The following is a 26,065-nucleotide window of genomic DNA, read 5'->3' on the forward strand; positions in this document are numbered from 1 at the left end:
TTGAATCCCTCCTAGTCTAGTGAGCGGAAAACACTCCCTTAGCGAGAGCGCCGGTCTTAAATAAGGTAAAGCATAACAGTACCGTGTAGCCGACTACGCCCCAGATTGAGGCAATCACGTCATCGCTGAAAGAGATTCCCTGAATCAGTACCGCATAAATTCCGACACAGATCAGAATCAGAAATCCCTGAAAACCAAGCGCCAGAAGTGAGCGCAGGTAATTCTGTCCCACCTGACTTTGCTCCCGATTTCCGAATGTGGCAAATGGAATCGGCGCAAGGCTCACGGCCAAATAAATTTCTATCATCCGGCCATACACGATAATGAAGATAATGATACTCAGCGCCCACATGGTGACATTGAGCAGGAACGACTGGAGGAACAGACCAATCAACGGGCCAATGTCCATCTCCATCAGGGTTTCTTCCAGAGTTTCCAAAGCCGCTCCATCAATGGCTGTGGTATCTGAAATCAATCCGCCTGCGCCGTTAATCACGTTCTGGCAGACATCAAACACCGCCATGGTGATATTAAAGCAGTTGGTGATCAGCATAACTGCTACAAAGGTCTTGAAAACCCACTTGAAGAAAATCCAGGTTTCAAAATTGGCAAGGTTATTGTGATCGATAATCATCTGGATCAGTTCGTAACAGGCGATAATCGTAAGAATAATGCCTGCAATCGGGATAATGACAGATTCCGACACATTCTGAATCATAGAGAAGACCCCCGGCGAGAAATTCGCCGGGGATGTTCCCACCTGCGTCGCAACATCGCCAACCTGCTGGTTGACTGCATCAAACATCCCGGACAGATGATCCATAATCCCACCGACCAGCACTTCTTTCAGCCATTCGGTAATCGATTCCCAGATAAAATCCATCCGGCTGCGACCTCCTTTCTGCCCGCCCCGCATTATGCGGGACGGAGCGAGGATTTACAGGGTTTCCGATTAACCAAACAGACCGGACAGGAGCGGAACGAGAGTGATGCCGATCAGGGCAACACCGCCGCCCGCCATAAGCTGTTTCATCCGTTTTGTTCACGCCGGTGCGCGATTCCAGCGCGGTTCCACCTTTTATCAGGCGAACACCCCATGTTTTCACATGGGCGCAGACTATATCTTCACCCGCTGATTGCGGGGCAGACCTCTTCGGGCCGCTTGACCCTACTCCTGCAAAGGATAGTCGTTGAACGTCCCTCTGTTCGAGGTTTCGCTGCTGATTGCCCATTCTTACCGGCGTTTAGGTTCGCACCTTGCGCGATCCATGTGTTTCTTTCTGCTTTCGCAGCCATCACATTGGAGCCTGTTTCATCTCTGTGTTGTGGCACACATGGCTTTAGGGGTTCCCAGCAATTCAGTCTGTCATCGTGTGGACTTTCACCACACGCTTCACGGCAATTACTTGTCCGTGGAGGGCATTCATTACCCCTGAGATTTGGCACCGGGATTGTCGTTGCCGTAACCCTCCAGAAGGTTAATCGCGCCCCAAATACCAAGGCCAGCGCCGAGGGCAACAACGAGGGTCTGGAGAACGGTAATCGCTTCATTAAAGAAATCCATACAAAATACCTGTGACCGAAGCATATCGGGAAATTGTCTGTAATAGGAATCCGCACAGCAAAGCCAGAAAGCAAAAGCCGCTGGCATTTTTCCTTCCAACGGCTCCCGGCTTCGGTCTTTCCTTTCTTAATTTGATATTGTGATTTCTGCATTCTGTTTTTGCAGGCGGAGAGAATGCCTGAATATGAACCGCACATTAGAACCAGATAAATTACTCTGCTTACCGCAGTCGGTCTGTTCTTTGCGCAATCAGGGATTCATGGCATAAATAAAAAGCCTGCCATTCCAGACAGACTTACGTTACAAAGCGTCAGCATCCACGACCGTAAAGACATCGTTCTTTTTCAATTTCATTTTCCTGTTCAGGAATTTCTCAATGTCGAAGGTGTTGCGCTTATCGAAATCGGACGTGTATTTGTAGTTTGGGTGCTGGGTCAGATCATACTTATCCGACAAAAATGGCCGGACACCGCGCAGCTGAAGGATGCACTTGCCGCCGTCCAATACGGCAAGCTCATCGATGGAAGCGAGATCATGACCGGTCTTTTGATAATTTGTGCCGTATGACGGGCTGTTGCCTCTGGTATCAGAAGTGTTGAACATATCAATCGTTTCCTTACCTAGGGCGGCATTTAGTTCTTTCAGTGTTGTCGGCTCAGAGCCACCCAGGAAAATCTGCGAATCCATATTGCCGACAATCGTATCCGCATTGTCCTTGTAAATGGCTTTCAGCTGGCTTTTTGCCTGCAGCACCAGACAGGCAGAGATTTCCCGGCTTCGGATGGTTGCTACCAGCTTCTCCAAATTGGGAATTTGCCCGATATTGGCTGCTTCGTCAATCAGACAACGCACATGAACCGGGAGCCGACCTCCATACACATCATCCGCTTTTTCACAAAGCAGGTTAAACAACTGCGTGTACACCATAGAGATTAGAAAATTGAAGGTGCTGTCCGTATCACTCATGATTAAGAACAACGCCGTTTTCCGATCTCCAAGGGTATCCAGCTGCAGCTCATCGTAGGCAGTGATTTCCCGCAATTCCTGAATGTCGAATGGAGCCAATCTGGCACCGCAGGAAATCAGGATCGACTTTGCGGTTTTGCCAGCGGCTAATTTATAGAGTCGGTATTGGCGAACCGCAAAGGAATCCGGCTTCTTTCGTTCCAGTGCCTCAAACATCAAATCCACCGGATTCTGAAATTCTTCATCATCCTCCCGGACCTCCATCGCATTCAGAAATGTCAGCAGCGTAGCAAAATTCTGTTCTTCTACCGGAGCCTCGTAATGGATATAGGCGATCAACGCTGTATAGAGCAGCTTCTCCGATTTTTCCCAGAACTCGTCACCGCTTTTTCCGTCACCCTTCGTATTTGCCATCAAAGTTGTCACCAGTTTCAAAATATCCTTCTCGCTATGCACATAGGCGAATGGATTGTACCGCATGGACTTTTTGAAGTTGATGGTGTTAAAAATCTTGATCCGATACCCGTGCTTTAACAATGCATTTCCGCATTCGCAGACAATCTGGCCCTTTGGATCGGTGACTACAAAGGAAGTCGGATACTCTTTGGAGTTACACTGTAGGAGATTGGGCTTAATCCAGAATCTGGTCTTACCGGAACCGGAACCACCTACAATTAAGACGTTCTTATTGCGGGCATTCTTCGGATTATCAGGCCGGTTCGACAGCATCAGGCGTTCCGTTTTTGTCAGGATAATATTGTCCTCAAACTTCGGAGCCATGAACGGTTCAATGTCTTTGGCTGTTCCCCATCGCGCCGACCCGTACTCCATATTGTGGCGATACTTCTTAGCATTTTTTCCTTTCAGATAAACTGCCAGCCGGACACATCCTCCGGCAAACAGCCCGACCAGAAAATCGGAAGGGTAGAAGCTGGGCATCGGATTGGCAAAAGCCTGACCGACTGTGGAGAAGAACGCCAACAATTTTGCGGAAATATCCGTTCCTTCTGCCAGACGCCATGCTTCTCCCAGATTGGTAGCAAGCAATCCAAGAATCAGATACGGGATATTCAGAATTACCAGGCGTTTGATTTCTTTCTTACTCATAAATCACGCTCCTGTTTCTTCTGCCGTACCTTCGCGGGCATGGAAGCCACCAACTGCTTCAGTTTGTTCAGCTGCTTGAGTACACTCGGTTTCTTTTGCTTTTGCAGCAGAGACGCAGAGTATTCCTTAAACGCAGCCGTCATGGCGTCTCCGTCCCTGGCTTTGAAAAATACCAGATACCGGGGCGGCGCCTGGGACGGATCTTTCGTAATGGCATAATCAATGCCATACTTGTCCAGAAACCTCTTAAAGCCTTTGATGTCCGTTTTCTCAATCTCAATATTGGTGGCACCCTGATTTTGCCCTAACAGCTGATCAATGGTCTGCTCACCTACAGGCTTTTCGTTTTCAGCAGCCAGCTTATTTGCTTTTACATTGCGTCGATGCTGCATATATTTCCGAAACGCCGCAAGCAGCGCCCGACCACTCAGCTTTGTTGTGCTGATCGCCAGATTCAGTGTCCTGTTTTCTACTTCCTCCTGCAATAGACCACCTCCTTAACCCGAACACGGAATCGGGGAAAATGAAAGATGCCGGATCAGGTAGAAAAACTACCGTTCCGGCATCAACGAATCTGTTCTTTTTTATCGTAATGCAGGTGTCCCTGCACTACACGGGCATGGCTTAAAATCTTGATGTGACCTTTTTCCTGATTTTCGAGGGATTTTCGATACCCTTCATCCGTTAAAAACAAACGGGTTCGCTCACCTTGCCATCCAACAGGAGAATCTTTTGTCAGAACATCAAAGATAATCATATGGCGGGTATCGTCAGCAAAGCGCTCCAGTGCCATATACTCATGTCCGTGATACTCCTTTGCGCCAGCTTTCAGACGCATTTCCTCCATCAGTTCACCAATGGTTTTTCCGTTACTCATGTGCATCTCCTTCCGATTGCGTCAGCGTAATGCTGCAATCCACCTCATTTCCCCAGACATCCCAGCCGGGAGACGTTTCCCTTGCGAATAACTCAATGCGCGGTACATCGCCCACCAGCGAAATTGCCAGATCACGAACAATATCCGGCTTTTTGCTGTGCCGCTCTCTGGGACTGATAATCAGCTGAGAAATACCGGCGCATTGACGTTTTGGTTTCCCTCTGACTGCCAGCAAACATATCTCAGCATTACTGCGTGTCCACCAGCCAAGGCCGAGAAAAAAGCCGTTTCCGGATGGATTTGTCTTTACCCATACAAAGCCGACTGTCTTGTACTGGAAGCCCCACGCTTCAATCAGCCGAAGGGCTTCCGGGAGCTTTGGAAAGGTTGCCCACAGAAGCAATACACAATTATCTGCCGCAATTTCTGCAACGGGAAGCTGATATAGTTCCTCATCTGACATTGTAGCGTAATGATTGATTGCGGCTCCCTGTACCTTGCCGCTGCGGTAACGCCAGGGCGGATCGACATAAATCAGCTCATATTTCTTCATACCTCACCATTCAGCAGAAGCGCCGGAAAGTCCTGCCCGTCGGCACAAAGAATTACCGTGCGGTGAGCGACCATGCGCTGTACATCGTAAATGTCCTCTGCAGTCACAGAAACGTCCTCACCGTCACCGTCCACATCATAGAAGATAGCAGGGCCGACCAGATATTTCCGACCATCCAGCACCAGAACCTGCCGTTCATCATAGCTCATAAGCAAATCACAGTCCGGAGCCTGAATCACGGAATCGTCTGTGCCGAAACATTTCAGCACATCAAAACATTCGGTGACGTCCTTCACCTGGATACCTTTCCCTGGAAGCGCAGCAACCATCAGAATGTAATCGCTGTCTGTTGAACTGCTGTGCAGATCGGTGGCTTTCAGGCAGTGCCGGATTCCATCCAACATTTCTCCGATACCTGCCACCAGCAAGTCCACATCTACGTCCGCAGCATTGGCTTTACAATTCATTTCATTTTTGTTAAGCATATTTGTTCTCCTTTACCTTGACTGATCCCGCTGTCTCTTTTTCTGCCATTGTTCCAACAGCCGGATAATCGTATCTTGCATTTGCTTTGGAGTATAAGAGCGTGGAAAATACTTGCGGAGTACATCATTCTTGAGCGTGACCGTATCCAATTCGCTCTTTTTCTCTTCATTCATAATCGTGTTCATAGCTTCCTGGGTACATATACCTGCCTGACTGAGCTTTTTAATCCGCTGTGCCTGAGACAGCGATGGAGTGGACTGTCCGTAATCCATAGCTTCCAGGAAACCTTGCTGTTCCTCTTTTTTCAGAAAAGATAATTCCACCGCCGGGTTGAATGCAATTTCTTTACGATCCACCATATCCAGAAGCTCCGGGATCAGATTGGTCAAATTGATAAATCGCTGAACCTGACGGGCGCTTTCACCGGTTTGCTCAGCAATAATCTCTCTGGACTCTTTTCCCTGAAAATCCCGGCCAACTTGGCCGGAATTTTCCTTAGACGGTCTTCCAGCCCTTCTAGCCATCGCATCCATCTTCATTTTGTAGGCAAAAGCACGCTCACTGGGGAGAAGCGTTTCCCTTTGAAGATTGGAGTCCACCATGGCAATGGTTGCGGTATCATCATCCATCTGCCGGACAATCACTGGCATGGTTTCAAGTCCGGCAAGTTCCGAAGCCCTCATACGCCTATGACCTGCCACTAATTCATATCCGCCCTCCGGACGGGGGCGGGCAAGTGCTGGAGCCAACACGCCAAATTGTGCCACGCTTTCTACTGTGCGTTGCATGGCTTCATCATCCACCACCCGGAAAGGGTGATTTTTGAACGGGTGTAATTCAGAGAGCGGAATCTCCTGAATCCGTTCAGACTTTTTTACAGGCATTCATAAAACCCTCTCTTTCCCGGCTGTACAGCCGTTTTTCTATTATGAGAACAGCACCTCTTTGACCAGTTCCTGCTTTGATTTTCCAATCGTAGTTCGCCGGTCATGCCCCGGAACGTGTACCGGCGTACACATCTCCAGTACCCGGCTGTAAATTCTGGCGTGTGCCACATCTTCAGGATTACGGAGCTGGCTGATCGTCAGGTTTGTTGTGATAATCAATGGAAGCCCTGTCTTATAGCGTTCATCAATAACAGCGTAAACCTGTTCCAACGCATACTCGGTATTCCGCTCAATTCCAAGATCATCAATAATCAGCAGAGAGAAGCGGTTGAAAGAAGCAATATAGCGATACCGCTCATCCGAATACATGGCACCCATCTGGTTTAGGATTTTGGAAAAATTGGTCATCAGGACGGGAACACCTTTTTCCAACAATGCATTAGCAATACAAGCGGCCAGGAATGATTTTCCTGTTCCAACATCGCCCCAAAGCAAAAGGCCAAGGTTTTCCGCCTTGACTTTCTTCCAATTTTCCGTATACCGTTTCGCCATCTGGATGCTGGGAGTATCTGTCGCTGACGCAAATGTCCAATCCTGAAGATGTCTCTCCTGAATACCTGCCGCTTTCAGACGGCGAACGTAGAGCAGCTGTTCTTCCTCCTTCATGCGCTGTTCCTGCCGTTCCCGTTCTTCCTTCTGGCATTTACAGATACAGGGCATGAGCCGTTCTTTGCCCTCAAATGTGATCCGACATTGAACCGGCGTATGACATTTCCCACAATAGAGGAGTCCATCTTCGCCGAGATACTGCTGCGGCCCAGGTTCTTTCTGAACCTGAATACGATCCAGAAAATCGTACATTGTATTCATAAACTTTCTCCCTCCTTGTACCGGTAGTTATCATGGCTGTAGGCGGGCAGTTTGGACTGTTTGGAATCCCGTCTTGCCCAACTGCGGATGGTAGCTAAATGATTTTTATAGTGCCTTCCGCTGGAAGCCATATATTCCGACAATCGTTCAATGCGGCTCTGATAGTCTGCTGGAAACTCAGTTTGGAGTTTTTGCAATTCTTCGTCCGAAAGAAGTACATTCTGATACATTCCGTACCGATGACGAGAGGGTTGTGATACTGTTTTTGCCTTCTCATCCGTACTTAATTGTTCTTTACTTGATCCTTCTTTACTTCTTTGTGCGGGAGTTATCGTATCCGGCGGAACCGTATTCGGGCTTACCGTATCCGGCTTTTCCGTACACGGTGAATCCATACACGGCTGTACTCTCGGCTTTTCAAAAATCACATACTCTGTCTGTCCCAAGCGACCATTCGGTTGACGAAGCTGATGGCGTTCCAGATAGCCATGTGTTTCCAGCTCTTTCAGCGCGGTGAGAATACCGTCTACACCTTCCAAGGAGATTGCCGCAAGTCCTCTCACAGAGTAGTGCCATGTATCCGGCAGGCTGAGAAGCATGGAGAGAAGCCCCTTTGCTTTCAGACTCAGTGTCTGATCCCTCAGATGGTAGTTACACATGGTTGTGTAATTGGCGTTTTTCTCTACCCGGAAAACTGCCATCTCAACCACCTCCTTACGGCGCTGTACTCGTTAGCAACATATTTTTCACTTCACACAACCTCCTTGCATTGCTTACTTTTTGCTTCTGCCAGTAACGGCAGAAACAAAAAAAGAGCGGTTACCCGCCAGCCAGGATTTCTCCTGACGGCAGATAACCGCTCTATGTTCAATACTATTCTTTTCTGATCTGGCATTTCCTCCGTTACGCTGCCAGCGGCGCAGATTGCATTATATAATTAAAATTCTCTTTGTTTCGGGTCAAAAACAAATAGAACCAGCCACAAAGCCTTGATTTTCAAGGTCTTTCTGTGTTGGTTCTATTATTACACAGTCATCTTTGACAAGAATGGCCGCGACTTTCCGCTGCCGTACCAGCTCCAACACGCGTTTGATGCCTGGACGGTCAAAGTTGGTCCCACTGTGTCCATCATCCACCACTTCCATGACCTTGTAGGCTGTAAATTCCGGATGCTGCTTCAGATAGCAGCCGATCAAATCCCGCTGATTGGAAATGCTCTCCGATTCCCCTGTGTTTTCATCCTCCAAAGACACTCGAAGATAGGAGATCAAAAGGCCGCTTTCCGGGGGAGCAAACAGTTCATTCATCCCGCCACCTTCTCTCTGCTATGAGCTCTCTCCGTCAAATGATCAGTAAGCAGATGGTATCCATCCTGAAATTTCAGCGTGATCCTCACCCGTTTTTTCTCAAATATATCGATCCGCTGCACAAGACCGGCCAGCATTTTTTGAGAAAGCTCCATACCCCTCTCATCGTTCAGGAAGTCTTTCAGCCATCTGTTATTGAGAGTCAGGTGTTCGGCCATGCAGCGTTTCTGACTCAGGAGGGCGTCGATCTGCTGCTGGAATGCCGCCTCCGTCTTTGTGTATTCTTCCTTGGCAGAGAGATACTGGCTCTTGCTTAAGACGCCTTCTATGTAGTTCTCATAGATGCCGCGTTTTAGGGTGCTGCTGCGGGCGAGCTTTTGTCGAAGGGTCCGGATCTCGGCATCCATATCCGCGATTTGGTCTTTGGTTTCCCCCGTATCCCACACCTCCGTTGCTATCCTTTTCAAGTCGGCGGCAATGCGGATCTGAGCCTGGATCGTAGAAAGGGCCGCCTCCCGCAGCTCTTTCTCCGAAACCATATTTCTGGCACACAGACTTTTGGATCGCTTGGTAAAGGTCTGGCAGGTATAGTAATAGACATGGCGTTCTCCTTTCTTGTGTCTGCCGGAGCGATAATAAAGGCGCTCCATAGGACGGCCGCAGCCACCGCAGTACACCACGCCACGCAGAAGATTTTGATGGAAAGTCAGTCCCTTATTTTTCTCGGCCCGCTTTTTAAACAAGTCCGTCCGGTCCTTCAGAAGATTTTGGACCGCATCAAAGGTCTCCCTGCTCACGATCGCTTCATGGGTGTCCTCTACGATATCCCAATCGCTTTCCGGCCTTGGCCCAGGGCGGCTGAAATAAGAGCTGCTCCGTTTCCCTTGTACCATATCTCCAGCATAGACACGGTTCCGGACCAGTCTTTTGATCGCGGTCCGGTTCCAAGGACCACAGTTCTCATATCGCTCATGCTTTAGAAGGCCCTGCTCATAGCGGTATTGTCCTGGCGAGGGGATCCCCTGCTGGTTCAGATGATACACGATCTGGCAGTCGCTCCAGCCATCCAGGAGCCATTGGAAAATATTCCGAATGACCTCTGCTGCAGGAGGGTCCACCACAAGCTGGTGCTTATCCTGGGGGGATTTGTTATACCCATAAGGCGCCAGGGCACCCACAAATTTCCCCGCACTTCGCAGCGTTTTCAGGCCGCTGTTGACCTTTTGGGAAATATCACGGGCATACAGCTCATTGATCAAGTTCGTTGCGGGAATGGCGATTCCTTCCTTATCAGGCTTCGGATCACTGGAATCATAGTGATCGTTGATAGAGATAAAGCGGACTCCCAAAAAGGGAAAGATCTGTTCCAGATAGTGCCCAGCCTCCCGGAAGTCCCTGGCAAAGCGGGAGAGGTCCTTGACGATGATGCAGTTGATCTTCCCGGAACGCACATCCTCCATCATCCTTTGAAAATCCGGCCGGTCAAACTTGGTTCCGGTCTCTCCGTTATCGGTGTAGACCTCCACAAGACGGATATCAGGATGGGTTTTTAAAAAGTCCAGAATAATGTTTTCCTGGTTTTCCAGAGAGTGGCGGTCCCGGTGGCGGTCATCTTCCACAGAAAGGCGGCGATAAGCGCCGCCCAGATAGGTTTTAGGGGCCTGAGCAAGGTCTGTCTGCTGATGTATCTGTTTACGGCTGGTCCTCGCCATCCTTATCCCCCTTCCTGTAATCAGCCGCAGGCTGGCCGTCGGCGGCTGACATGATCCGCTCAGCCAGACAGCGGCATTCGTTTTCTTGGTAGAATTGGATGTGGATGCGCTGATCTTTGTAGACCTTGATCTGCTTTATCAGCATGACAACCACTTTTCTGGTGAGTTTCGTCAGGTTTCGATGTTCCCTGAAGTCTTCGATCCACCGAAAGGTTCCACTGGTTCCCGCTGTTGCCGCCTTGATTTCCCTTTGAAGCGCGCCAGCCGCCCGCTCTGCCTCGTCGCAACGATGGGCATAGACTGCTTTGAACTCTAAAAATTCATTCTGGGTCAAAATGCCTTCTGAAAGCCGTTCATAAAGGGAGCGAAAAAGCCTCTTGTACCGCTCTGCTTCCTCCTGCTTTTGGGCGAGCTGGGCCTGGAGCCTGATGATCTCCCGCTGCTGTAAGGGAAGTGCATCCACATAGCGAACCAAGTTTTCCAGGTCGATCACACTGCGGATGCGCGCCTGAATGGAGACCAGCACACTTTCCTTCAGATAGTCCTCCCGGATATTGTGGTTCTCACACTTTTTTCCACATTTGGCCGAGGAACAGACATAGTAGATGTACTCTTTTCCCTTTCTCTGAACCGGATGCCGGATCATCGGCTGACCACAGTCCGCGCAGACCAGGAGCCCGGAAAATAGATAGACCTGCTTACTGTGGGGGGCGGAACGGGTATCCAGGGAAAGGCAGTATTGGACGCGGGCAAAGATCATTGGAGATATGATCGGCTCATGGGCGTTTGCAATACGGCTCCACTTTTCCGGAGGCTGGTAAATACGGGTCTTGACCTTGTAATTGGGCGTCGTTTCTCTGCCTTGAACCATTGTCCCCATATAGAGTTCGTTTTTCAGGATGCGGAGCACCGCCACAGCGGTCCATTTCGCCATTTTGTTGAGCTTGAAGCTGGTTTTGAAGTTCAACCCAATGGATTGCTTATACTCCATGGGAGACAGTACGCCCTTGCTGTTGAGCTGGTCCGCGATAGCCTGGGCGCTCATACCATCCAGCTTCCAGCTGAAAATCTGTCGAACAGTTTCGGCGGCTCCTTCGTCAATGATGAGCTGGTTTTTATTCTCCGGGTCCTTACAGTAGCCATAGGCAGCAAAGGGACCGACAAAATCGCCATTTCTGCGCTTTACAGCCTTGCTGCTGCGGACCTTGATGGAGATATCCTTGGCATAGGTGTCGTTCACCAGATTTTTGAAGGGCAGCACCACATCGTCTGCGGCGGAGCGTTCCGCCATGCTGTCGTAATTGTCATTGACAGCAATGAAGCGGACCCCCATAAAGGGAAAAATTTCTTCCAGGTATTTACCGGTTTCGATATAGTTCCGTCCGAACCGGGAGAGGTCCTTGACTACCACACAATTTGCTGCGCCGGATCGCACATCGTCCATGACTGCATGAAAGCCCGGACGGTCAAAGGTCACACCGGAAATACCGTCATCTTTGCGGATCTCGTGCAGCCGGAGCTCCGGCCTCCCATGGACAAAATCGGTCAGCATAGTGATCTGGTTGCTAATGGTTTCGCTCTGTTCCTTGTCGCCGTCCTCGCGGGATGCGCGCACATAGATATCTACATCCCAGATCTGTCCATGTGATGCAGTTGATGATGCAAAAAAAGCACTCATAAAGGTTTCCTCCCAATGGACCATCCAATTCGCAGAAACCTTTATGCGTGCTGTATTTTCTGATCCGCTCCAGACACATTATAACACCGCCTCGCGGCGTCCAGCTTAAATTTCAGGTTTCGGCAACAGACAGATCCAAAAAGCTGTACCTCAAGGCGGAGCTGGCTAGATCATAGTAGAGAAGATCGTCTTCAGCTGTTCCTCCAGGGTCGTTCCTTCCTCAAACCCCACCTTCACCACGATCTTTCCGCATTTGTAGCAATAGGGATTTTTAACCTGTCGGATAAAAGATGCGATCCGCTCCTCCTTCGGAAGGGAAGGGTCGATTTGGATATCCTTCAAATCGACCAGATCATCAGGGGATACTGTTTGGACATCCACAGCCTCCAAAGCAACAAGGTCAATTTGTTGGAGCGCATCCAATTCATATTCACTCAATCTCGGCACAACCTTTCTGTTCGCTTGTGTCTTATAGCTATTCAGAGGCAGCCTGTCCATATTACTTTTTATATCCAACAGCACTATCCCCTCAGGGTGCAGAGGGTATCAAATATCTGTCAAAATGAAGATTGCAGATCCTAAGCGTCAAATGAGGGGCCGTCCAGCCCCTGGAAAGGCTGGGCGGTCCCTCATTTGATGCTTATGCAGGGAAAGCCTGTTCCTAATATGGAAAACAGGAGTGGCTCGCTCACACCGCGCCACTCCGTTTAAACCTTCGTATCATCCTGCCCAAGGTGCCTTTTGTCCTGTCCGTACACTTGCTCCCCGATTCAAACACTCTCTTCCCATCCGTATATCAATTGTTCTTGATCTAGAATCTGCTCGTAGGCTTTCGCAAATAGGAAATCCATGTTGGCATAAATAGACCGCATGGTCTCTTTATACAGCTTCCGCAGACACCTGGGATTTCCTTTTCCTTCTGGTATTTTAGCCTCCAGACACATTCTTCGGATGCTGTCGGAAATCTGTGTCCTCCGCATCGGTTTTTTCTGTCTGGTCAGGAACAGGGGGCCTGTTGTGATCCCGCTCCGCTTTGCATAGGACAAGAGCTCCTGACACAGGCACTTTGGGAGACGGATGATCTCTCTCCCGCCGCCTCTGTTTATCACCAGTTTTCCCTCTTCTGCGGCCTCCACTGTCAGCTTGGATGCCTGCTGCACCGGAAGATCAACATTAGCAAATACCTTTATCAAAAAATAGACCCGCTCGTTCTTCAACGCCTTTGCCGTCTGCAGCATACGCAAATATTCGTTGCGCGTCAGCTCCGGCAGCACCTCGTCCGCATCCACCATCAGGGTCTTGATCTGAAATTCCCTGTGCCCCAGGAAATCCGCCAGGGTATTTCCCACAGAGAGGAATCGGTTTATCGTGCGGACCGCATACGATTCCTTTTGAAGGTTCTCGCTCCATTGCCTCAGTGTATCCCGGTCCATCACTTTCTCTTCCGGCAGCCACTGATACAGCATCTCCACCGCCTGTCTGTAGCTTTTAATGGAGCCCTGATCCATTCCCTTATTTTTCATGTATGCCTCGAAGCTGTCAATGAGCTCTGGTGTCAGTTTGACTGCATCATTTTGCGGCATCAAAGTGCCTTCCGCCATATTCCCCGGATATTGTATCTGATGATCCATATCGTCCCACCCAGTTTTTCCTCTTTTATAAATGCCTGTCCGACAGCCTGCACTTTCTTCTGCCGAAAAATAATTTCCCAGGCAGTCTGAACATCGACCGCCTTGAACAGTGCCCGCCGTCCCCTGCGTCAGTGCCAAAACTGACCAGCATCTTTTCTATCACGCTGTCCATGCATCGAAATTCTTCGCGATCAAATTTTACTGATGTTCTGCGGACCCACTGCGGAAAAAGGGCATCAGCCCAACGCATCACTTTTCTCCTGAACTTCTATCCCGCTTTCAGGCAGTCCTTCCGCCCCCTTATGTCAGCGCTGAGACTGCATCCTCCCCGCGGTCAAGCCGGTACAATCCGCTCCCATCCTCTGATACCAGGTAGGTATCCAGGATCTGGTGATCCTCTCTTCCGTAAGCATTGATGCAGTAGCAGGGCATCCCGTCCACCATCACGATCCCCTCCTCCGGGAACAACAGATAGGAACTCATATCACTGCCGCTCAGTCCCAGCCTCTCCGGAGGCATCTCTTCCAGAAAGTGCACCGCCTCCTCAACTGTAAGGGACTCTGCCTCCTCTTCCGCCCCTTCCAGCAGAACAGGCGTGATAGAACAGGACTGTGTCTGCCATCTGATCTCCAGGGCAAAGATTCCGTCCCCTTCTGCACACTTTGTTCCTACCGTCACCTCCCCCCTCTCCGCCTGAAAGTCAGGCTCCTCCTTTGGGGCGTCTCTGCTGCCCAGAATGGAGCAGTCATAATTGTCCTCCAACATCTGCACATATTCTGCCGCGACCTGGTTTCCGGACTCGAGCCCGGAGTATTCATAGGTCGGCTGTCCCTGGGCCTCATCTGTGTCCTGGTCCCCGCCGGCCTGTGTATTCTCCTGCACCGAACAGGTCATTTCGCTGCCCAGGGCCACCAGCTTGGTCAACGCGGGCAGTGCATCTGATCCGATCCCATAATTGTCGGGCGGCTCGGCTCCTCCGCCGCATCCCGTCAGGGTCAGGCACAGCGTCAGTACGCCTCCCGCCAGATTTCTCCAGCTTCCTTGTTCCATCCGATCACTCATATTGGATCTCCACTCTATCCCCATCATTCAGCCGCTGCTGAAAGGTGCAGTCCGCACCGTTCACTGTAAGCCGCACCGGCCGCTCTGCATGTTTGAAGTCGATTCCGGACCGCTCCAGCAGGTCCATCAAATAGTAGGGCGTACCATCCGCCTTCCCTGGAAGGGGGAGCGGTCTGCCATTAAGTTCGATCTGTATTGGCGCCCCAGCTGCCTTCTCCTTCTCCGGCCCCTTTTCAGATACCTGCACGGTTTCCAGGCTGTCGCCCGTGCTGAGAGGAGTGTCCGGCGCCAGCAGTTTTCCCTGGCACGCCAGTCCTCCCACTCCCAGCTGTCGGCTCAGCTGACCCGCGTTCAGTTCCTGATCCTTTCCCGCCTTGGCCGGCTCGAACTGGATCACATCTCCCGCATGGACTATCTGGGAGGGCTTTGCCTCCACTCCATTGATCGCAAGCCTCGCCGGGAGGGCAGGTTCTCCATAAAATACAGTCCGTTTCCCATCCAGGTAGAGCATCAGGCTCTTTCCGCTCCGGCCCAGCAGGTCGCTGTGGGTAAAGCCATTCATCATCAGAAGCTCCAGCACTGTCACCCTCCCGCTCCGGAACAACTTTGCCGGCTTCCCGTTGAGCACGACCCGATAGCTGTCGCTGATCAGTCCCAATCCTGCTGAGACCGCGATGCCCAAAGGTGTGGTATATTCCGGATCGTCCAGGTCCTGGATATCGGAGCAGGCGCTGTTCTGGAAGTACCGTCCGGCCACAGCTACCCGTTTTCGGTCCATCTGCAGCGCATCTGCTACCCGTCCGCTCAGTCCTGCCAGTTTGCTGCCTCCGCCAGCCAGAAACAGCGCGGAAGGCGGTCTCTCATTCAATTCCAGGACCCGGCGGGCGATCTCATCGGCCAGCCGCTGGACCTCCGGCTCTATCATAGAAAAAATTTCCTCGTCCGAACAGCTCTGCTCCACACCTACCACGTCTTCAAAGGAAATGGGTGCCCCCTTCCCCAGCTGCATCTTGATCCGCTCCGCAGTGTGGTAGTCCACAAGGCACGCCCGCATCAGCGCCTCTGTGATCTCATCCCCGGCCACCGTAGCCATTGTGTAGCCCACAACGCCTCCATCCCGGCACAGAGCGATATCCGTGGTCCCGGCTCCAATATCCACCAGCGCCAGATTCAGCAGGCGGATGTCCTCCGGGATGGCTGCGTTCAGGGCCGCAATCGGCTCCAGGGTCAGGCTCGCCACCTCGAGTCCCGCCTCCACCATCACTGCGTACAGGCTGTCCACCACTTCGCTGGGCAGAAAGGTAGCCACCACGGCCGCCTCCAGCACCTGCCCTGTGTGTCCTTCCAAGCTGGTCATGGGGTAATGGTCAAGCCGAAGCTGTGTAACAGTGTACCCCACCAGAAACATCCTCTGCTCCTGCTCCTTATCCTGAAGGGTGCGTTCCGCCGCTGCCACCGCCTCCAGCTCCAGTTGGCTGATCCGCTCTCCCTTCACGATCTCCGGAGCGGAGAGCTCCAGACAGTACTCTCCCCGCTCCGTTCTCAGGGCTCGGCCGGCCGCAGCCACACAAGCCCGCTCCAGCTTTCTCCCGCTCCGCTCCTCCAGGCTCTTCGTCACCTCGGAGACTACCTTTGCCACCTGCCGGATATCTTCGATCTGTCCATCCAGCATGGTACGTCTCTCATGCGGCCGCCTCTCCACTTCGAGGACCCGCATTTTATCCTGCTCCTGCCGGGCCAACAGCCCGATCACGCTTCTGGTCCCAATGTCCAGTGCATAGATCAGATCCTGTTCCTGGTCCGAGTGTCTGCTGGTCTCTTCCATGGAATTACCCCCTTACGAAAGCGGGAAGGCTATCTTAAAATTTCTTTTAAGACAACCTCCCCACCCCGCCTGTTTATCTATCTGCCGAATATTCTTTTTCAGGTCCTGGCTGTGCCCCTTTTTTCTTTTCGCACAGCTCCCGGCACTCAGTATTTGCTGAACCGGTTCTCTCCCTGGGACAGCTCCAGCCCACCGACCGGAATGGCGGGCTCACACTGGCCGACAGCGGGCTCCTCAGTTCTGGCACTTCCTTCCTTCAGCCGGAAGCGCTGGATCATCTGCTTCATGACGACCGCCTGGGAGGAGAGCTCCTCACTCGCGGCTGCAGACTCCTCGCTGGTGGCGGAGTTGGTCTGGACCACAGCAGAGATCTGATCCACGCCCGTGGTCAGCTGAGCGATCGACTCGGACTGGGCAATGGAATTCTCCGCCAGCTGATCCAGATAGTCAATGGCAGTACCGGAATATTCCACAGTCTCCTCCATGCTCTTTACCACATCTTCCACCAGAGCGTTGCTCCGCTCCACATGAGCAATGGCATTTTCGATCTGCTTCTTTGTCTGCTTGGCCGCCTGGTCCGACTTGGAAGCCAGATTCCGCACCTCATCCGCCACTACGGCAAAGCCCTTTCCGGCAGAGCCGGCCCGTGCAGCTTCCACTGCCGCATTCAGCGCCAGAATATTGGTCTGGAAGGCAATGTTTTCAATGGTCTCAATGATCTTTCCAATGTCTGTCTGGCTCTTCAGCACGTCGCTCATGGCCTGGCGCATCTCCTGCATCTTCTGATTGCAGGCCTGGGTCTTTCCGCCGGCCTGGTCCGCCTTTTCCTTGGCAACTCTGGCAGTCTCCGCATTCTCCTGTGCTTTCTGGTCCAGATCAGAAATGGTAGCGGAGAGCTCCTGGACTGCGCTGGCCTGCTCAGTAGCGCCCTGCGCCAGCGCCTGGGCCCCATTGGACACCTGTTCGGAACCGGCAGACACCTGCTCCGCACTGACACCGATCTGAGACAGGGTATCGCTCAGGTTTCCATTGATGACCCTGACAGACTTGAGAACGGACTGGAGTACGCCAACATACATGTCCACGTTTTTGGAATGTACGTCAAAATTCCCGTTGGCCATCTCTTCCAACAGATAGCACTCATCCGCAATGACTTCTTTTAAAACATGCTGGCTGGTACGCAGGGCCTCACACATATCGCCCAATTCGTTCTTGCTTTTAAATGTGACCGGGATATCCATGTTGCCCTCGCTAAAGCCCACCAGGGCGTTGCGGACCTCCTCTGTGGGGCCGGTCACATTCCGGATCAGCGCAAACGCCAGGACCAGAACACCGATGGTAGCAGCCACCATAGCGGCAATAATCGCAAAGAAAGTTCCCTTCACGCTGTTCTCGATTCTGGTCCGCTCCTCGGCCATGCTCTTTTCCAAAAAAGTATCCAGTTCAGTGGCCGCATCCCCCATCTCTGTCTGAAGCGGGGTATCCTCATTGTAAATGATCTCTTTTGCCTGCTCCAGATAGAGCTCATTCCCGGTGCTGCGATACTGCTGGTAAAGGCCCATGATCTTTTCCGCAACCGCTCTCCACTCGCTGTTAATGCTGTCATACTTTTCCAGCAGCGACTGGTCCTCGATCTGACTGGGCCATGTCTCATACAGGCTTTTGGTATAGGTCTGCATCGCCTCCAGAGCCGCTTCCGCCTGCGCGATCAGGCTTTCGTTGGCACTGCTTTCGGGGACCAGAAGCGCATCACGGTAGTTCCGGCCCGCCGTAATGGCATTGACCCGCGCATTCAGGATGGCCATATTGGTCTCCACATCTTCATTCATAAGCGTCTCATACTGGCCCCTTTGATTGTTCATCATCATGAGGGAGGCAATAATGAGCGCTACAGAAATCACAATAGTGATCCCATATCCCAGGATCAGACTTTTTTTGACCTTCATATTTTTCAGCATGGCAACTACTTCCTTTATCTATTATCTATTTTATATTTATCTCGATCAGTCCTGCGATACTCTGCTCTTTCTACATCACATCTCCATACCTTCCATTTCTCACATCTCCAAAGATCCTCCCGTCCACCAGAGTGATCACACGCTTTCGCATGAGATTTACAAAGTTTTTGGCGTGCGTGGCCATGATTACCGTTGTACCCAGGCGGTTAAGCTCTCCGATCAAGTGAAACAGATCCCATATAGTGTCCTCGTCCAGACTTGCGGTAAGTTCGTCCAGCACCAGCACGGATGGGCTGTTGATGATGGCCCGGGCCAGCTCCACCCGGCGGCACTCTCCCAGTGACAGTTCCACCGGATACCGTTTCTCCACATCCTTCAGTCCGACCATACACAGCGCCTTCCGAATGCGCTCCTCCATCGGCACCTTTCTCCGCCCCCGCCCTATCATGGATGCCATGGCCAGATTCTCTTCAATGGTCCGCTTTCTCATCAGCTGGGAGATCTGCGGCACATAGCCGATGCAGCCCGCCTTTCTGGGATGCCCGAATCTGCGCTGCTGCCCTATGGGTACATTGTCCAGATAAACCGCTCCGGCAGTGGGAGTGATCTCCCCCGCGATCAGGTTCAGCAGAGTGCTTTTCCCTGCGCCGCTGCTGCCGGTAACAAAGACAAATTCCTGCTGTTCAATGGTAAGGTCGATCTCTCTCACCGCGGGAACCGCTTTCTTTTCCTGCTGATAATATTTACTCACCTGTTCCAAGCGGATCTGTGGCATACTACGCTCCTTTTCGCCCCTTTTTCTCTATACATCAGGGCCCGGATTTGCTATAATCAAATAAAGAGGAGTGGTTTTTTTGTCCCGTCGATCAAAGTCTCATTTCAGGCGCAGGCTGGTCCTCTGGGGCCTGCTGGCCCTGTTGTGCATCGGTCTGACCGAGCTGGCGGTCTGCGCCTATGCCGACCCAGCCCTCTTTCAGAGGATCACAGCCCCTGCCTCCCGGCTCTTTCAAACCGTCCGCACCGCCGGTGCCGGACTTTTGGACCGGCTCACACCGGAAGAGGCCCCTGTTAGCCAGCTTGCCGGTGATCCTGCCATTTCGGAGGCACCGCCGATGGAGGACGCCAACATTACAGAGTTCGTCGTCCGGGCCGATAGAGAGATCCTGACCGGCGGCACAGTGGCGCTGACTTATTACAATCAGGGTGAGGAGCCTTGGGCGAGCCGGCCTTTTGGACCAGATCCGATCTCCGGCTATGGGTGCGGTCCCACCGCCCTGTCTATGCTGGTCTCCTCTCTGACCGATCAGGACATCGACCCGGAGGAAATGGCAGCGTGGGCCTATGAGCACGGCTACTGTGCGCCCGGAAGCGGCTCTTATCTCTCCATCGTAGAGGGGGTCTCCCAGGCATATGGGCTCAGTGCTGAGTCCGTCCCGGACCTCTCCCCTGGCGAACTGCGTCAGGATCTCTCCTCCGGGCACATCTTTGTAGCTCTGATGGGGAGCGGTCACTTTACCAGCTCCGGGCACTTTATTCTCCTGCGCGGGGTCACGCTGGATGGGAAAATCCTGGTGGCTGATCCAAACAGCCGGGAGCGCAGCCTGGCCGCGTGGGACCCGGAAGTGATCCTTGCGGAGCTATCCCAAAGCCGCTCTTCCGGTGCGCCGCTCTGGCGCTTCTCCACCCTAAAATGACATCAAGCTCCCTCTGCCGGCAAGATGCCGGCAGAGGGCTTTTTCCACCAAACAGCGGCCTGACTCAGCTTTGGTAAAAAGACTCTCTCCCCGCCAGCCGCCTGCTCAGAGCCTTGTCCGCCTGAAGCGTCCGCTCTAACAGCGCGCGGTTCCGTTCCACCTGGAGGGACAGGGCCTCTCCCTCCACTCCCGCCGGCTTTTTTCCGGACAGGATCTGGCGCAGCAGATCGCCCTCTTCCTTGGGCAGTCCGCCACATTGCTTTTTCAGCAGTTCCTTCTGATCTCTAAGCTGGTTGATCTGCTCCTGACGCATGCTCAAAAACAGCCGCACCGATACCTGATCCTGGCGGTCTACCGCATCCAGCAGCTCCCGGGTGATATCCTGCACCTCGGACAGGGCCCGATACATTGCCCGTTCTGCCGCCAAGGCTGCGTCAAGCTCCTGTTTGCTCAGCATCTTCTGTCTCTCCTTCAGCGGTCCGTCTGACTTTTATCCGCCTGTCGGAAGCTGTCCCTCAGCTCCGCCGCCATTCCTTTGACCCGGGAAAGCTCCTTCTGGTTCCTTCCATTTTTGACCCGGCTGAGCTCATAACAGAAATATTCATACAGGCGGTCCAGGTTCTGGCTGATCGGATACTGGCGGTCCAGCGTGTCATCCAAGTACCGGATGATCTTTACACTTCTGTCTACTGCCGCTTCAAAAGCAGGATAATGCTCCCGCTCCAGTTCGAGCTCTGCCTGGGTCAGCCGCTTCACCAGCTCGTCAAAGAGCAGGAGCAGGAGCTCTCCCTGGGTCATGGTGCTTAACGAGTCCTCCCGGTAGCGTTGGTATCCTCTCATATCCATAGGTGTTGGAATCCTTTCTCTCCTATCCGGCTCAATAGCCTCCCATTAAACCGGAAAGTGTGGAGCTCTGGGAGTTCATCTGCTGGATCAGGACCTCCAACTGAGTGAACTTGTTGGTATAATAGTCCACTTTGTTGGACATCTTATCCTGCCATTTTTCGATCTGTTCATCGATCTCTTTCATCTGATTCAAAAGTGTATTGTCCAGTGCCGCTGTGGGAGAGTACTGCGATCCCGCCTTTTCGATCAGGATGCCCTTTACATCTCCAGTCGTGGCAGCATAGCGGTCCGTCACCTTCTGAATCATCGTCATGAGACCATCTGTGGCCGCTCCGTTGTCCTTGCTCTTGGTGAAGGCATCCCGCACCTGGTCCGGGTTGGTCTCCAGAGCCTCCCGCAGCGCAGTCTCATCCAGGCTGATGGTGGTCAGTCCGTCCTCATAGCTGGTCTTGATCCCGATGGAGCGCAGGAAGGAGCCATCTGCACCGCCTGGCGCAACAGCGCTGCGCAGTGCGTTATACAGAGAGGACAGGTCCCGGTCCATAAAGAGGATCCCGGTCTTGGCCTTTTCCTCATAGGCCTTGATCTCACTCTCCGTCATCCCCTCTTTGTCCTTGTCGGTCAGGGGCTTGTACTTGGAGCCGTCGGACTGTTCCAGCGGCATGTCAGAGTACGCCTTCTTCACCTCGGAGACAATGGCGTTGTAATCTTCCACCATGGATTTGATCGCATCCACAATGGTGTCCGCATTCGTCTTGCTGGTAAAGGTAACGCCCTCACCGTCTGTTTTGAAGAGGTCCTCCGGCTTTTTATTCTTCAGCTCCTCGCTGGTAATGGGGTCCTTTCCCACACCATCTGCGGCATTAAACGTTCCGCTGAAGGTGATATTCATTCCATCCGCCTCAAAGGTGTTGGAACTGCGTGTGAATGTCATGGTCTCACCGTTGATGGTGGCCTGGAATATGGCGTCCTGTCCTTTCACATACCCGGGAGCATTCTCATTTGTTACGCCGCCGAACAGGGCGGCCGCCAGATCCGTTGCGTTTCCCTGTCCATCCACAGTCCCATATTCGATCTTACCGCCCTCGCCCGTCTCTTTGGCTGTAAAGACGAACTGGTTGGTGAGTTTGGAATAGCTGACGTTGACCCCCGCCTCTGTATTGCTGTTGATGCCGTTGATCACAGTTTCCAGCGCGGTGTCCTTGGTATAGGTCCCAATCTCGACCCCGTTGATTTTCATGGAATAGAGCTTGTTTCCCTCGCTGTCGATCCGGTTGCCATCCTGATCCACCAGATTTCCCGCTGTGTCATAATATTTCCCATCCTTTTCGATGGGCTTGTTTCCGCCGTCCAGTCCCTCGCCTCTCAGGGCAGTCAGACCCTTCATATCCTCTCCCAGCAGATCACCCAGCGTCCGGCTGGTATCCAGATATGAGGTCAGGCCATTCTCCCCCAGGCCCAGCAGCTCGTTGACCGAGGAATTGACGGACAGGGTGTTTCCATTGGCCACCTGGAACGTGAGGGCGTTGTTCGCATCTGTCGTTCCCACGGTGATCTTTCCGGCGCCAAAGGCGTCCGCAATGGACTCATTCAGAGTGCGTGCAAATGCCTTGATATAGGTTTCACCATTCTGCGGTGTCACCTCGCCCACTTTGATCTGCTTGGTCTGCCCGTTAAGGGTGATGGTAAGGGGCTTGTCCCGGAGATACTCTGTTGTGGATACGCGTTCGGTCACGGCTTTGTCAGTATCCAGCCGGATGCTACTTGATTTGCCGCTGATGGTATCCTCCAGCTCCATCACCATGTCCTTGAAGTCCCCGGAAGCTCCGCTGATATAGATGCTGTTCCCGGCACCGGATTTGTCGCTGAACCCGATCCCATGAGGTCCCACTTCTACCCCGATCACCTCAGAGGCAGAGACCACATTTCCACTGGAAGTGGTGATTTTCTGGTCGGCCAGCTTTTTCTCTACCGCTTCCTTAAACTTATCCAAGTCCAGCTTTCCGTCTTTTCCGGAAAAATCCTCCAGCTCCCCGAAGTCCAGGGTGATGTTCTGATTTCCATAAGTCAGCGTGAGCGATCCGCTCATGGTGCTGACCTGTATCTCCTTCCCCAGATCGATCTTCTCACCCTCTACGGTGATCTGACCGTCCTTCGCACTCGCGCCCAGAGAGTTGTTGACCGTATAGCGGGCGGCGGTGGCAAGCTGGGCCACCGCATTGAGCACCACATTGCTGCTGGTCTTTCCAGAGGCAGTCACCAGATTGGAAAACGTCCCATTGGGGGTGGTCACCACCGCATTGTTGAAAAAGCTGGAACTGAGCAGGTTTGTGCTGGAGGTATAAGAGGCATATTTCCGTGCGAATTCCACCAGTTTGTTGGAAATGCTCTGGTACGCCTGCTGCTGCCACTGGAGCACCGTGCGGTTCTGCTCCAGTCCCGAAATTTTCTGCTGGTAGCCCTGGACCATTCCCTCGATCATGGATTCCGTGTCCAGTCCGCTGGCCAGTCCGGAGATGATGTTGGAATTTCTGTTTCCATAAATGCTTCCGCTGGAGGTGCTGCCAGTCAAGCTTCCGATCGATGCCATGTTTCCTTCACTCCTTTGACACGGCTGTCCCCCCAGGACAGCACTGTAATAGATTGACAATCCAGTTTATTTTGAGTAAAATCAATTTGCACATCGTTTTTACTCCTTACTACCTCGCTTTTTATATCGTCCGGAATCGTCAAAAATTAAGAGCTGATACCGCATTTTCTTGCGGCGCCCTTATGCCAGACTGCGCACAGGCTTTTCCGGAACTGACGAAAGGAGAAGTAAAGGGGTATGTCACCAACTATTATCTCGATCACCAATCAGAAAGGCGGCGTCGGAAAGACAACAACTGCCTGCGCCCTTCTGTCCTCCCTGCATAACCGCGGGGCCAAGGTCCTGGGCGTGGATCTGGACCCGCAGGGGAGTCTGAGCTTCAGCCTCGGTCTTGATATTGAGCACTGCGTCACGATCTACGATGTATTCCGCGGGACCGCTTCCCCTGAACAGGCCGTCTCCCCTACAGATACCTGCGATCTTCTTCCAGCCAATATCCTTCTCTCCGCAGCCGAACTGGAGTTCCAGAAGCCGGGGCGGGAATTTCTGCTGAAAACCGCCCTGTCAAAGCTCCAGGACCGATATGATTTCATCATCATCGACACTCCTCCCGCCCTTAATATTCTGACCGTCAACGCCTATGTCGCCACTGACGGCCTGATCATTCCCATGGCGCCGGAGGTACTCAGCCTGCTGGGCGTCTCCCAGATCAAAGAGACCATTGACAGTGTGCGGGAGTATTATAATTCCCGCCTGCGGGTCATGGGCATTCTGCTCACCCGTTTTAATCCCCGGCTGAATCTCAATCGGGAAATGCTGGAGCTTTCCCAGCAGATGGCGGAACAGCTGGATACCAGAGTATTCCAGACTAAGATCCGTAACAGCGTCTCGGTGGCGGCGGCCCCGGCTCACGGGATCAGCATCGTAGATTACTCTCCCCACTCCAAGCCCTCCCAGGATTATGAGTGTCTGTGTGATGAGCTGGCCGGCGCCGCCTTTCCCCGCAGGAGCCATCAGGATGGGCCCGGGAGGGATGTGTGATGGCGGGCAAAAACAGCCGAAGCAGCAAAACGGCCCATGTGCTGAATCTTCTTTCCGGCGGCACGCCGGAGGTAAAGCCGGACGCGGTGCCGCCCCCCAGGGAAGCACCTCCCCCCGCCCCTTTGGAGCCTGCCCCCCCTGCTTCAGACATGTCCGTGCCGGGGGCTCCGTCCTCTGCTGCGCGCCGTCTCTCCCCGCCCATTTTGGAGGTGGCCCGCAGCAACAATGCTGCGCTGTCAGAGAGCATCCACACTGCGCTGGAATCCGCACTTCAGGAGGAGCTGGCCTCCTCGGAGCAGACTGCCGCCCCCTCTCCGGTCCCTCCTGCATCTCCCGCTTCCGCAGCGGAGGGAGAGGCTTCTCCCCAGGTTTTGGACACTCCGCCCCCCACTCCTTCTGCTCCCGCTCCCTCTCCTTCCGTGCCGGAGCAGGCATCCACAGAGCTGTCAGACGGCGCAGAGCTCTTCAATGTGATGCAGCTCTTGGTGGCGGAAAAGCTGGAACGTTATGTAAAGCTGTTTGGTCTTTGCAGCTGTCCCCGCTGTCTGGCGGACGCCGAGGCACTGGCTCTCACCCGGCTCCCGGCCCAATATGCCGTGTTTCCGCCAGATCTGCTCCCCACCAAGCTCAGTGTGTACCGGGCCCGGTATGACAGCGAGATCACCAGGCAGATCATCTGGGCCTGCAAATCTGTGATGGACTCCCCCCGGCATATCCTGCCCGCCGGCTCTCGCTGACAGAAAATTTTTATTTCCCCAGCGATCCTCGCTTTTTCCGGCCTACAGATCGATCCTCCCTCTAGTGTGCAGAGGATATGGATCATGAAGAATATGATCGCTTCTCAAAAGAAGGGGAATGTGGAAATGGGCTTGAATTACCATAATCTGATGGAGGATATCGTGCTGCAGCATGTAGATAGGATCTTGGAGGCGGACGGCTGCTGCTACTGCGACATCTGTAAATCTGATGTGATCGCCTATGCGCTGAACCATCTGCCCCCGCAGTATGTGGTGACGGATACCGGGCGTATGATGGTCAAGCTGAAGAATTGTGACTCTCAGAACCGCACAGATGTGCTCGCCGCCCTCAGCAATGCAGTCAAGCTGATCCGGGACAACCCGCGTCATTGACACAGCAGGCCCCGCCATATTGGTGGGGCCTGCGACTGCCTAAAAGTGGCGGAGTCACTTTTAGGGCAGCATCAAACGTTATCCGCCGCCTGTGGGCGCCGGACCTCCGCAGGAGCGCTTTTTTGACAAACTGAGGCCCCCCGCCATATTGGCGGGGGGGCCCCAGCGCCCCCCGCCCCTCCCGCTGGTGGACCCTTCCCCCCGGGGTGGGACTCTCGCCTTTTTCCCACCCGAAGTGGTTAAGAGAACAGGGCAATTTCCTTGCGCTTTCCCCCGTTTTT

General features: G+C 52.9%; 26 protein-coding genes and 1 pseudogene. 4 read left to right on the top strand and 23 right to left on the bottom strand.

The features are described from left to right. Positions 1-16: 16 nt before the first annotated feature. From BN1969_RS16070 to BN1969_RS16165, 20 genes and pseudogenes are all read right to left on the bottom strand, one after another. Positions 17-883: a VirB6/TrbL-like conjugal transfer protein, CD1112 family gene (locus tag BN1969_RS16070; protein WP_050625200.1), complete on the bottom strand. Its 867-nt coding sequence runs from the start codon at positions 881-883 to the stop codon at positions 17-19. 69 nt (positions 884-952) lie between these two features. Further along, positions 953-1,033 carry a Maff2 family mobile element protein gene (locus BN1969_RS17370; protein ID WP_021659611.1) on the bottom strand — a complete coding sequence of 27 codons (81 nt, stop codon included), beginning with the start codon at positions 1,031-1,033 and terminating at the stop codon, positions 953-955. A 396-nt stretch (positions 1,034-1,429) separates the two neighbouring features. Continuing rightward, positions 1,430-1,564, bottom strand: a pseudogene (locus BN1969_RS16075) (Maff2 family mobile element protein); the annotation flags it as partial. Positions 1,565-1,864: 300 nt separating this feature from the next. Further along, on the bottom strand, positions 1,865-3,637 hold the full coding sequence (locus tag BN1969_RS16080) for a VirD4-like conjugal transfer protein, CD1115 family (protein WP_050625201.1): 1,773 nt from the start codon (positions 3,635-3,637) through the stop codon (positions 1,865-1,867). Then, positions 3,634-4,122 (bottom strand): PcfB family protein, encoded by a 489-nt coding sequence (locus tag BN1969_RS16085; protein WP_050625202.1) that lies wholly within the window; start codon positions 4,120-4,122, stop codon positions 3,634-3,636. Before BN1969_RS16085 ends, BN1969_RS16080 begins: the two co-directional genes overlap by 4 nt. Positions 4,123-4,202: 80 nt before the next feature. Further along, positions 4,203-4,514: a DUF5720 family protein gene (locus BN1969_RS16090; protein WP_050625203.1), complete on the bottom strand. Its 312-nt coding sequence runs from the start codon at positions 4,512-4,514 to the stop codon at positions 4,203-4,205. Beyond that, positions 4,507-5,067 (bottom strand): MT-A70 family methyltransferase, encoded by a 561-nt coding sequence (locus BN1969_RS16095; RefSeq protein ID WP_050625204.1) that lies wholly within the window; start codon positions 5,065-5,067, stop codon positions 4,507-4,509. Before BN1969_RS16095 ends, BN1969_RS16090 begins: the two co-directional genes overlap by 8 nt. Beyond that, positions 5,064-5,552, bottom strand: a complete 489-nt coding sequence (locus BN1969_RS16100; protein WP_050625205.1) for a hypothetical protein — start codon at positions 5,550-5,552, stop codon at positions 5,064-5,066. The genes BN1969_RS16095 and BN1969_RS16100 overlap by 4 nt, the downstream gene beginning before the upstream one ends. 12 nt (positions 5,553-5,564) lie before the next feature. After that, on the bottom strand, positions 5,565-6,437 hold the full coding sequence (locus BN1969_RS18350) for a ParB/RepB/Spo0J family partition protein (protein ID WP_050625206.1): 873 nt from the start codon (positions 6,435-6,437) through the stop codon (positions 5,565-5,567). Positions 6,438-6,479: 42 nt separating this feature from the next. Further along, positions 6,480-7,310: an ATP-binding protein gene (locus BN1969_RS18355; protein WP_050625207.1), complete on the bottom strand. Its 831-nt coding sequence runs from the start codon at positions 7,308-7,310 to the stop codon at positions 6,480-6,482. Then, entirely contained in the window at positions 7,307-8,011 is a 705-nt protein-coding gene (locus tag BN1969_RS16115) for a helix-turn-helix domain-containing protein (protein ID WP_050625208.1), read from the bottom strand. The genes BN1969_RS18355 and BN1969_RS16115 overlap by 4 nt, the downstream gene beginning before the upstream one ends. Before the next feature lie 258 nt (positions 8,012-8,269). Continuing rightward, positions 8,270-8,617 (bottom strand): recombinase family protein, encoded by a 348-nt coding sequence (locus BN1969_RS16120; RefSeq protein WP_050625209.1) that lies wholly within the window; start codon positions 8,615-8,617, stop codon positions 8,270-8,272. Beyond that, on the bottom strand, positions 8,614-10,329 hold the full coding sequence (locus BN1969_RS16125) for a recombinase family protein (protein WP_050625210.1): 1,716 nt from the start codon (positions 10,327-10,329) through the stop codon (positions 8,614-8,616). Before BN1969_RS16125 ends, BN1969_RS16120 begins: the two co-directional genes overlap by 4 nt. Beyond that, the gene (locus BN1969_RS16130) at positions 10,310-12,007 is read right to left on the bottom strand and encodes a recombinase family protein (protein ID WP_050625211.1); all 1,698 of its coding nucleotides are present in this window, start codon (positions 12,005-12,007) and stop codon (positions 10,310-10,312) included. The genes BN1969_RS16125 and BN1969_RS16130 overlap by 20 nt, the downstream gene beginning before the upstream one ends. A gap of 165 nt (positions 12,008-12,172) precedes the next feature. After that, positions 12,173-12,388 (bottom strand): DUF6870 family protein, encoded by a 216-nt coding sequence (locus BN1969_RS16135; RefSeq protein WP_242850367.1) that lies wholly within the window; start codon positions 12,386-12,388, stop codon positions 12,173-12,175. A gap of 389 nt (positions 12,389-12,777) precedes the next feature. Continuing rightward, a complete protein-coding gene (locus tag BN1969_RS16140; protein WP_147577138.1) occupies positions 12,778-13,776 on the bottom strand; it encodes a tyrosine-type recombinase/integrase in 999 nt (332 codons plus the stop codon). A gap of 162 nt (positions 13,777-13,938) precedes the next feature. Continuing rightward, positions 13,939-14,700 carry a hypothetical protein gene (locus BN1969_RS16150; RefSeq protein ID WP_050625214.1) on the bottom strand — a complete coding sequence of 254 codons (762 nt, stop codon included), beginning with the start codon at positions 14,698-14,700 and terminating at the stop codon, positions 13,939-13,941. After that, on the bottom strand, positions 14,693-16,525 hold the full coding sequence (pilM, locus tag BN1969_RS16155; RefSeq protein ID WP_050625215.1) for a pilus assembly protein PilM: 1,833 nt from the start codon (positions 16,523-16,525) through the stop codon (positions 14,693-14,695). The genes BN1969_RS16150 and pilM overlap by 8 nt, the downstream gene beginning before the upstream one ends. A gap of 146 nt (positions 16,526-16,671) precedes the next feature. Further along, positions 16,672-18,483 carry a methyl-accepting chemotaxis protein gene (locus tag BN1969_RS16160; protein WP_077138792.1) on the bottom strand — a complete coding sequence of 604 codons (1,812 nt, stop codon included), beginning with the start codon at positions 18,481-18,483 and terminating at the stop codon, positions 16,672-16,674. A gap of 70 nt (positions 18,484-18,553) precedes the next feature. Continuing rightward, positions 18,554-19,258, bottom strand: a complete 705-nt coding sequence (locus BN1969_RS16165) for a cell division ATP-binding protein FtsE (protein WP_050625216.1) — start codon at positions 19,256-19,258, stop codon at positions 18,554-18,556. Positions 19,259-19,337: 79 nt separating this feature from the next. Between BN1969_RS16165 and BN1969_RS16170 the strand changes: the two genes are divergently transcribed. Further along, complete coding sequence (locus BN1969_RS16170) at positions 19,338-20,177, top strand: C39 family peptidase (protein WP_242850368.1); 840 nt, start codon at positions 19,338-19,340, stop codon at positions 20,175-20,177. Between the two features lie 64 nt (positions 20,178-20,241). Here the strand turns inward: BN1969_RS16170 and BN1969_RS16175 are convergent, their stop codons facing one another. Genes BN1969_RS16175 through fliD form a run of 3 tightly spaced genes read right to left on the bottom strand, consistent with a single transcriptional unit; the run spans position 20,242 to position 23,613 of the window. Next, complete coding sequence (locus tag BN1969_RS16175) at positions 20,242-20,634, bottom strand: hypothetical protein (RefSeq protein ID WP_050625217.1); 393 nt, start codon at positions 20,632-20,634, stop codon at positions 20,242-20,244. Between the two features lie 14 nt (positions 20,635-20,648). Next, complete coding sequence (locus BN1969_RS16180; RefSeq protein ID WP_050625218.1) at positions 20,649-21,023, bottom strand: flagellar export chaperone FliS; 375 nt, start codon at positions 21,021-21,023, stop codon at positions 20,649-20,651. A gap of 31 nt (positions 21,024-21,054) precedes the next feature. Beyond that, positions 21,055-23,613 (bottom strand): flagellar filament capping protein FliD, encoded by a 2,559-nt coding sequence (gene fliD / locus BN1969_RS16185; protein WP_050625219.1) that lies wholly within the window; start codon positions 23,611-23,613, stop codon positions 21,055-21,057. A gap of 237 nt (positions 23,614-23,850) precedes the next feature. On the opposite strand from fliD, the gene BN1969_RS16190 reads away from it, so the two are divergent. The 3 genes from BN1969_RS16190 (at position 23,851) to BN1969_RS16200 (ending at position 25,784) form a co-directional block, all read left to right on the top strand. Further along, positions 23,851-24,654 carry a ParA family protein gene (locus tag BN1969_RS16190; protein WP_050625220.1) on the top strand — a complete coding sequence of 268 codons (804 nt, stop codon included), beginning with the start codon at positions 23,851-23,853 and terminating at the stop codon, positions 24,652-24,654. Further along, positions 24,654-25,391: a late competence development ComFB family protein gene (locus tag BN1969_RS16195; protein WP_050625221.1), complete on the top strand. Its 738-nt coding sequence runs from the start codon at positions 24,654-24,656 to the stop codon at positions 25,389-25,391. The genes BN1969_RS16190 and BN1969_RS16195 overlap by 1 nt, the downstream gene beginning before the upstream one ends. Positions 25,392-25,475: 84 nt before the next feature. After that, positions 25,476-25,784: a late competence development ComFB family protein gene (locus tag BN1969_RS16200; protein ID WP_050625222.1), complete on the top strand. Its 309-nt coding sequence runs from the start codon at positions 25,476-25,478 to the stop codon at positions 25,782-25,784. Positions 25,785-26,065 lie beyond the last annotated feature (281 nt).

Origin of the sequence: Clostridium phoceensis (assembly GCF_001244495.1) — a bacterium.
GTDB lineage: Bacteria > Bacillota > Clostridia > Oscillospirales > Oscillospiraceae > Lawsonibacter > Lawsonibacter asaccharolyticus.

Excerpts from the sequence above, each read along its gene's own strand:
- BN1969_RS16150 (WP_050625214.1), bottom strand. The coding sequence starts at position 14,700 with ATGAGTGATCGGATGGAACAAGGAAGCTGGAGAAATCTGGCGGGAGGC.
- BN1969_RS16130 (WP_050625211.1), bottom strand. The coding sequence starts at position 12,007 with ATGAGTGCTTTTTTTGCATCATCAACTGCATCACATGGACAGATCTGG.
- BN1969_RS16070 (WP_050625200.1), bottom strand. The coding sequence starts at position 883 with ATGGATTTTATCTGGGAATCGATTACCGAATGGCTGAAAGAAGTGCTG.
- BN1969_RS16180 (WP_050625218.1), bottom strand. The coding sequence starts at position 21,023 with ATGGATATGAGAGGATACCAACGCTACCGGGAGGACTCGTTAAGCACC.
- BN1969_RS18350 (WP_050625206.1), bottom strand. The coding sequence starts at position 6,437 with ATGCCTGTAAAAAAGTCTGAACGGATTCAGGAGATTCCGCTCTCTGAA.
- BN1969_RS17370 (WP_021659611.1), bottom strand. The coding sequence starts at position 1,033 with ATGAAACAGCTTATGGCGGGCGGCGGTGTTGCCCTGATCGGCATCACT.
- BN1969_RS16120 (WP_050625209.1), bottom strand. The coding sequence starts at position 8,617 with ATGAATGAACTGTTTGCTCCCCCGGAAAGCGGCCTTTTGATCTCCTAT.
- BN1969_RS16175 (WP_050625217.1), bottom strand. The coding sequence starts at position 20,634 with ATGCTGAGCAAACAGGAGCTTGACGCAGCCTTGGCGGCAGAACGGGCA.
- BN1969_RS16125 (WP_050625210.1), bottom strand. The coding sequence starts at position 10,329 with ATGGCGAGGACCAGCCGTAAACAGATACATCAGCAGACAGACCTTGCT.
- BN1969_RS16080 (WP_050625201.1), bottom strand. The coding sequence starts at position 3,637 with ATGAGTAAGAAAGAAATCAAACGCCTGGTAATTCTGAATATCCCGTAT.
- BN1969_RS18355 (WP_050625207.1), bottom strand. The coding sequence starts at position 7,310 with ATGAATACAATGTACGATTTTCTGGATCGTATTCAGGTTCAGAAAGAA.
- fliD (WP_050625219.1), bottom strand. The coding sequence starts at position 23,613 with ATGGCATCGATCGGAAGCTTGACTGGCAGCACCTCCAGCGGAAGCATT.
- BN1969_RS16095 (WP_050625204.1), bottom strand. The coding sequence starts at position 5,067 with ATGAAGAAATATGAGCTGATTTATGTCGATCCGCCCTGGCGTTACCGC.
- BN1969_RS16190 (WP_050625220.1), top strand. The coding sequence starts at position 23,851 with ATGTCACCAACTATTATCTCGATCACCAATCAGAAAGGCGGCGTCGGA.
- BN1969_RS16165 (WP_050625216.1), bottom strand. The coding sequence starts at position 19,258 with ATGCCACAGATCCGCTTGGAACAGGTGAGTAAATATTATCAGCAGGAA.
- BN1969_RS16200 (WP_050625222.1), top strand. The coding sequence starts at position 25,476 with ATGAAGAATATGATCGCTTCTCAAAAGAAGGGGAATGTGGAAATGGGC.
- BN1969_RS16090 (WP_050625203.1), bottom strand. The coding sequence starts at position 4,514 with ATGAGTAACGGAAAAACCATTGGTGAACTGATGGAGGAAATGCGTCTG.
- BN1969_RS16195 (WP_050625221.1), top strand. The coding sequence starts at position 24,654 with ATGGCGGGCAAAAACAGCCGAAGCAGCAAAACGGCCCATGTGCTGAAT.
- BN1969_RS16115 (WP_050625208.1), bottom strand. The coding sequence starts at position 8,011 with ATGGCAGTTTTCCGGGTAGAGAAAAACGCCAATTACACAACCATGTGT.
- BN1969_RS16160 (WP_077138792.1), bottom strand. The coding sequence starts at position 18,483 with ATGCTGAAAAATATGAAGGTCAAAAAAAGTCTGATCCTGGGATATGGG.
- BN1969_RS16100 (WP_050625205.1), bottom strand. The coding sequence starts at position 5,552 with ATGCTTAACAAAAATGAAATGAATTGTAAAGCCAATGCTGCGGACGTA.
- pilM (WP_050625215.1), bottom strand. The coding sequence starts at position 16,525 with ATGGAAGAGACCAGCAGACACTCGGACCAGGAACAGGATCTGATCTAT.